The sequence below is a fragment of the Ruegeria sp. O5 genome (assembly GCF_056535105.1).
This window is the reverse complement of record NZ_JBQERN010000037.1, coordinates 1-6,050: the sequence shown is the minus strand read 5'-3', so window position 1 is coordinate 6,050 and position 6,050 is coordinate 1. Positions and strand designations below refer to the sequence as shown.

Sequence of the window (6,050 nt, the reverse complement as noted above, 5' to 3'; positions counted from 1 at the left end):
AGGAGGTTTGCAGCGGTTCGTAACCACCCATCAGCCGTTAGAAATTGCTTCCGCGTCCCGGCACGTCGTCGCTCCGCACTAACAATCCGTTGTCACCGCCTCGAGGCAACTAACGCCTGGAATGCTGCCACTCGAGCCGCTTGAATCCCGACCATCAGCATTCCCTCGTCGACCGGACGTTAACGTGACAATACCCGCGTACGTCCTGATTCATAAACATCTCCTTTGTCCCCGAAATGGGAGGTCGAAGGAAATGTCCCGCGAGTAACGGCATATCTACAGGCGAGTCATTCTGCTCGCCAGATATGCACCCAAGCCACAACGGAAATGGCTAACCAGACACCCGTGCGCAAGGTCATCGCGCCGAGGGTGCGCATCTCATAGGCATTGCCTTGCAGCACATGAGCGCCGAAGGCCAGAAAAACCAGAACGGTGGCAACCAGAATGCCTGTTGATATCCAGGCCGCTGACCGGTGCCGTAGAAACAGTCCAAAGCCGGCCACGACATAGGCGAATCCTGCCAGAAAGTTGAACCACAGCACGAAGGGCACTGCATTACCAACGGCGGCGCGTGCTTCATCGCCACCAAACAAGGCCCGTCCGCCTGAGAAAACAGTCAACGCGCCGAACACTATTGCCACGCTTGCCGCTATGTTCAGGGCGCGGTTGCCAGTGGTTGCATTTTTCATGTCGCGCCCCCTTCCGTTCCATCAAGTCGACCGTCGCGTAAGTGGAACAGCTTGTCGAACCGGTCGTAAATCTTTTCATCATGCGTCACCGCGATGATGCAGGCGTCTTGCTCAGCTGCGAGCTTGCGCATCAGGTCCATCACGATCCCGGCCCTCTGGCTGTCAAGCGCCGCAGTTGGTTCATCTGCCAGAATGATGCGCGGGCTGTTGGCAAGGGCGCGTGCGATGGCCACACGCTGCGCCTCACCTCCGGACAGAAGCGCGGGCATCGCATCCCTGCGGTGACCGACCTCCAGATAGTCCAGCAGTTCGACAGCGCGCCTTTGCGCCTCGACCGTCGATTTTCCAGCCAGTTTCAGCACCAGAGCAACGTTATCTTTGGCATCGAGAAATGGCAGAAGATTATGGAACTGAAAGATAAACCCGATCTTGTCGAGCCGTAGCCTACGCAAATCGTTTCGCAGCCATTGCTTGTCGTAAACCACCTCATTGTCCAGCGTAACCTTCCCCGTACTCGGAGCAATGATGCAGCCAATGACATTCAGAAGCGTCGTTTTACCCGATCCAGACGGGCCGAGTAGTGCCACCACTTCGCCCGCCTCGACTGACAGATCAACACCCTTCAGTGCGTCGACACGAGCATCGCCCTCGCCAAAGTGCTTTGAGACATTGGTAACATCTACAATCACGCGGCGCGGATCATTGAGCATGACGTCACCCTCCGATTGCCGTGGCCGGATCGACCTTGAGTGCTGCTCGAACGCCAAGGCCGCTGGCGACGATGCAGACAATGAGGATGATCCCTGCCAGCGCGATGGCGTTGATCGGCTCCAACACAACCCGGCGGGGGAAGTAGTCTTTGACAAGCAGGATAAGGATCAGACCGAAACTCCAGCCGACCGCACCAAGTGCAATGGATTGCTGCACGATCAGCCCGATGATCGTGCGGTCGGGGGCGCCGATCAGTTTGAGTGTGGCGATCTGCTTTAGCTTCTCCATGGTCATCGTGTAGATAATCAATGCGATCACAACGGCTGAAACGGACAATAAGATGCCCAGAAACAAACCTATCTGCCGCTTTGCCCGATCCACCACAGACATTAGCAGGATAGACTCCTGATCGGCTTGTGTCAGGGCCCCAAGATGTTTCCATTGGCGCACCGACTGCGCCACTGCTTGCGGGTCTGCAAGCGGTTCAAGCCGTGCGATCACAGCCGCAACGCTGTCCTGACTTTCGAGCAACCCCGCGCCTCGTGCCTCCTGGACGCGTTGAGCCGACGGGGCCAGTTGCGTCTGTAGCACTTGCGCATCGCGCAAGGTGATAAACGCCGCCGGATCACCGGCGGAATTCATCGTATCCTCGACCAACCCGACCACAGTGAAAGGATCGCGGCCCAGTCGGATCACATCGCCGACGGACAGTCCGGATTTGGCATCTGCCACGATCTCGAAATGGGACTGGCTGATCCCACGCCCTACCGAGATTGCTTCGGGTCCACCGGGGTGACCTGGCTCGTATCCGATCACGTACAGGCGTAGCGTTTCGCCGCGAAAGGGCGCTTCGACGGTCTGGTATGTGATGCTGCCCGCTTCGGCCACACCATGCAATCGCCCCACAGCATCACGGGTGCCGTCGGGAATTTTCGAGGCTTCTGCAAACGGTCCGCGTGTACCAGATTCAACAATCCAAAGATCAGCTTGCGGTGCTTTGACGATGTTCAGCGCGTCCGCAACCAGCCCATTGTAAATACCAATCATTGCCAGCACGACCGCCATCAGAAGGCTGAGGCCGAGGCAAGTCAGCATGAAGCGGAACAGATTGTGACGCACATCGCGGTAGGCGAGGTTCATGGCGCATCCCTCTCGACGACCCGAACCATGCGCCCCTCAGACAGCCCCTTAACGGGTGCCAAGATGACCTGCGAGCCGTCGGGAATACTACCGACCAGTTCGACCCGCGCATCCTCGGTCCGGTGACCGAAGACTGCCGACACCTGATGCGCACGCCCATCCCGCGCGACCCATATAAGACCTTCATGCCCGTCAAAACCGGTTATTGCGATCTCGGGAACCAACATCGCATCGACCAGCTCTGTCACTGTGATCCAAACTTCGGCCTGTTCGCCAAGAAAAACCTGTTCCGGGCACCGATTGCATGCAATCCAGACCCGGCGTTCTTCGTTCACCCGGTCACTTTCTATACCGATCCGCGCGATCTTGCCTGTGAAGACCTTATGCGGCAAAGACCGCAACCTCACTTCGGCAACTTGTCCGAGTTGCAGGGGCCCGGCCCTCGCTTCATCAATGTAGGTCAAAGCCCAAACAGTGTTCGGGTCCAAAAGGGTAAAGATTGGTTCACCAGCGACAACAACAGTACCTGCTTCGACGTGGCGCTCAACAACGACCGCGTCAAATGGCGCCCGCAACACATGATGATCAAGCAGCACACGCTCGTATTGCAGGGCTGCCTTGGCGTCACTGTGCATGGATTTGGCAACCTCAACATCACTTTCTGCTACGGCCAGATCAGCGGCTGCAACATCGACATCCCGCTGGGCTTCTTCTGCAGCCTGAGTCGAGACGGCATTGCGCCCGGCAAGTTCCTGCTGGCGCGCATTTGTCGACTGCCGTTGCGCAAGAATGGCACGCGCGCGGATCACATTTGCCTCAGCCTTGCCCAAAGTGGCCTCTGCGGCGGCAATCCCGGCTTTGGCGCGCGCGACTTTTGCTTGTTGTTCCGTCGGATGAAGCCGGGCAAGGACTTGCCCCGCTTTGATCGTATCACCACTGTCGACCGAAAGTTCTGTCAGCGTGGCACCAACTTCAAATCCGACATCTGAGACGATCCGGGCCTCGACCGTCCCCAGCCCATAAACACGAACAGGGACATTCTTTTCAATTGCGGCAGTGGAAACATTAACCGGGCGCTCTGTAAGGACAAGCCAGCCAAAGACGGCGAGGCCGACAGCAAGGGTAACACCGAAGATGATACGGCGGTTCATGGCGAAACCCCTGTACTTGCTATTCGGAATAGCCGCATCTGAGCGTCGAGCAATCGGTGCCCTTCGGATTCCAATGCGAAACCGCGTTTCCCTAGAGTCCAGCGGATCGCCAACCCTTGTACCAGTGAGATCAACAGTAGCGCTCCGTCTTCAGGCGGCAGGTTTGTGTCGAACAGGCCCGCTTTCTGTCCGTTGGTCAGCTCGATGGACAGCAATGCGACCAATTCAGTCATCAGCGTAAGAACAGCTTGCCGGAGATCGTCGTTTTCTACCTGTAGCTCGCGCGAGAAAAGAATAGACGGGATGGCCGGCATAGTCTCGATCTGGTGCAATTGAGCCAAAATCAGCGCTTTGATCCGCTCTGCCGGATCGGCAGATGTCCTAAGCGCGTCACCCCACGCGGTTCGGAGGCGTTCAGAAATCTCGTTAGCTACCGCCAACCATAAATCCTGTTTGGTCGCGAAGTGCCGGAAGATTGCGGGCTGCGTCAGCCCGACTGCATCAGCAACCGACTGTGTGGTCAGGCGATCAGGGCCCAACTCGTCCGCGAGGCGCAGCATGGCTTGTACGATCTCGGTCTTGCGTTCATCTGCGGGCTTGCGGGCGGGCATTCGAAACCATTATGTTAGTGAGTAATAACTAACTTATTAAGACGAGATACACTTGACGTCAAGCGCATCTGGATTTGATTACGTTATCAGGGTCGGAAGGGGGTATATGGCACCTTTTGGTAGCGAGAAGATCGACAGGTAAACGGTGGGCAGCACCCGATAACTGCGCGACACCTATAGTCAAACTTTGGGAATAACACGACATCAAGCCGCTTGAGCTCGTCGCTGACTTCAAACGCAACGCAGTCTCCTGTGAGGTTATTTCGCGTCAACGCCGCGTGTCATTTGGAAGGGCATGCCGGATTGCCGGAAAAGGCTTTGACCAAACAGATCGACGCAACCTACCTGAAGGCACATCGGACAGCGATCAGTTTGGGCGTAACAACTGGGGGCGTAGACGCCTGATTGATCGGACCAAGGGTGTCATGAACACAAAGCTGCACGCCGTCTGCGACAGTCAGGGGCGTCCGATCAACCTGTTCGCCACCGCTGGAAAGGTCAGCGCTTACATCGGGGCGAGGGCATTGCTAAGGACTCTACCAAATGTCGAGTGGCTTTCGGAAACCGATGCTATGATGCAGACTGGTTCAGAGAAGCTTTAAAATACTGCAGACTGTAACGCGTTTCATGGGGCTTTTCGTCTCAATAGGTTTGTTCGGCGGCGCTTTTAACAAAAGCGCCACCAAATCTTAGCTTACACCGACCTATTTCTTGAGATTGGTCCAGATCTGGTCATAGACAGCCTGAGTTTCCTCGTCGCAGACTTCGAGGAACACGCCTTGTCCCGCGCCCGCATGAGGGTTCTTTTCAGGCTGCGCTGCCAGTTCCGGATCAAGGAACTCGGTCACCCCATTAACGCCCGCGTTATACTGCGCATAGTTGGTCACTGCGGCAATGTTTTCCGGTTCCAGAAGGAAGTCCATGAATTTCAGGGCATTATCGCGGTTCGGCGCATCTTTCAGCAGAACAACATTGTCCATCCACGCCACGTAGCCCTGAGTAGGGAAGGCATATTCGACGTTGGCACCTTCTTCCCGAGCCTTTGCGGAAAAGCCGTCATAGATCTGACCGACTGCCGCATCACCGGACACCAGCACCTCTTTGGCGGTATCCGAGTTGAACGACACCCAGTGCTGTTTGGCGTTCTGAAGCATATCGTTCAGTGCCTTCAGTTGCTCACGATCGTTCGAACACTGCGGGATACCCAGGTGCAGCGAGGCCATGGCCATCACGTCACCTTGGCTGTCCAGCATGTTGATCTTGCCTGACAGTTCGGCGGGTGGGTTGAACAGGATGTCCGTAGTCTGAATGTCGCCACTGTATACATCGCGGTTCACCGCAAACGAGGTCGAGCCCCACTGATACGGGATCGAATGGGTGCGGCCCGGATCAAAACTTGGGTCGGCCCATTCGGCCGAGATGTTGCCCTTGTTGACCAACTCGCCCTCGGCGATGGTATCCAGCAGCCCTTCGCCAGCCATGATTTTGACCATGTAATCGCCGGGAACAGCCACGTCATAGGTGCCGATGCCGCCTGCTTTCAACGTGGCCAGCATCGCTTCGTTCGAGTCGTAGGTGTCCATTGTCACGGCGATACCGGTTTGCTCGGTGAACTTGTCCAGCAGTTCCTGCGGTACGTATTCGAACCAGTGATAGACTGGACCTGTCCCGTTTTTTTGCCGCCCCAAGTGCTCGTTTAAGCCACTTTCCTTTCGAATGCGACAGGGCTTTTCCAGCCCAATGCTGAG

General features: G+C 56.5%; 6 protein-coding genes and 2 pseudogenes. 2 read left to right on the top strand and 6 right to left on the bottom strand.

Annotated features, from left to right (window positions below):
• Positions 1-144, top strand: a pseudogene (locus tag ACR0M3_RS19855) (IS6 family transposase); the annotation flags it as partial.
• A 143-nt stretch (positions 145-287) separates the two neighbouring features.
• On the opposite strand, the gene ACR0M3_RS19850 reads toward ACR0M3_RS19855, so the two are convergent.
• From ACR0M3_RS19850 to ACR0M3_RS19830, 5 genes are read right to left on the bottom strand one after another with little or no spacing between them, the layout of a single operon-like run.
• On the bottom strand, positions 288-689 hold the full coding sequence (locus tag ACR0M3_RS19850; protein WP_480871583.1) for a hypothetical protein: 402 nt from the start codon (positions 687-689) through the stop codon (positions 288-290).
• Positions 686-1,399: an ABC transporter ATP-binding protein gene (locus ACR0M3_RS19845; protein ID WP_480871582.1), complete on the bottom strand. Its 714-nt coding sequence runs from the start codon at positions 1,397-1,399 to the stop codon at positions 686-688. Before ACR0M3_RS19845 ends, ACR0M3_RS19850 begins: the two co-directional genes overlap by 4 nt.
• A 4-nt stretch (positions 1,400-1,403) precedes the next feature.
• Positions 1,404-2,540 (bottom strand): ABC transporter permease, encoded by a 1,137-nt coding sequence (locus tag ACR0M3_RS19840; protein ID WP_480912388.1) that lies wholly within the window; start codon positions 2,538-2,540, stop codon positions 1,404-1,406.
• Positions 2,537-3,691 (bottom strand): efflux RND transporter periplasmic adaptor subunit, encoded by a 1,155-nt coding sequence (locus ACR0M3_RS19835; protein ID WP_480774580.1) that lies wholly within the window; start codon positions 3,689-3,691, stop codon positions 2,537-2,539. The genes ACR0M3_RS19840 and ACR0M3_RS19835 overlap by 4 nt, the downstream gene beginning before the upstream one ends.
• Positions 3,688-4,302: a TetR/AcrR family transcriptional regulator gene (locus ACR0M3_RS19830; RefSeq protein WP_480540084.1), complete on the bottom strand. Its 615-nt coding sequence runs from the start codon at positions 4,300-4,302 to the stop codon at positions 3,688-3,690. Before ACR0M3_RS19830 ends, ACR0M3_RS19835 begins: the two co-directional genes overlap by 4 nt.
• 321 nt (positions 4,303-4,623) lie before the next feature.
• Between ACR0M3_RS19830 and ACR0M3_RS19825 the strand changes: the two are divergent.
• A pseudogene (locus tag ACR0M3_RS19825) lies at positions 4,624-4,906 on the top strand (transposase); the annotation flags it as partial.
• A gap of 100 nt (positions 4,907-5,006) precedes the next feature.
• Here the strand turns inward: ACR0M3_RS19825 and ACR0M3_RS19820 are convergent.
• On the bottom strand, positions 5,007-6,020 hold the full coding sequence (locus ACR0M3_RS19820; protein WP_480912391.1) for an extracellular solute-binding protein: 1,014 nt from the start codon (positions 6,018-6,020) through the stop codon (positions 5,007-5,009).
• Between the last annotated feature and the right edge of the window lie 30 nt (positions 6,021-6,050).

What these genes read in the sequence shown, in the direction of transcription:
- ACR0M3_RS19850 (WP_480871583.1), bottom strand. Translation starts at nt 689, where the DNA reads ATGAAAAATGCAACCACTGGCAACCGCGCCCTGAACATAGCGGCAAGC.
- ACR0M3_RS19845 (WP_480871582.1), bottom strand. Translation starts at nt 1,399, where the DNA reads ATGCTCAATGATCCGCGCCGCGTGATTGTAGATGTTACCAATGTCTCA.
- ACR0M3_RS19840 (WP_480912388.1), bottom strand. Translation starts at nt 2,540, where the DNA reads ATGAACCTCGCCTACCGCGATGTGCGTCACAATCTGTTCCGCTTCATG.
- ACR0M3_RS19835 (WP_480774580.1), bottom strand. Translation starts at nt 3,691, where the DNA reads ATGAACCGCCGTATCATCTTCGGTGTTACCCTTGCTGTCGGCCTCGCC.
- ACR0M3_RS19830 (WP_480540084.1), bottom strand. Translation starts at nt 4,302, where the DNA reads ATGCCCGCCCGCAAGCCCGCAGATGAACGCAAGACCGAGATCGTACAA.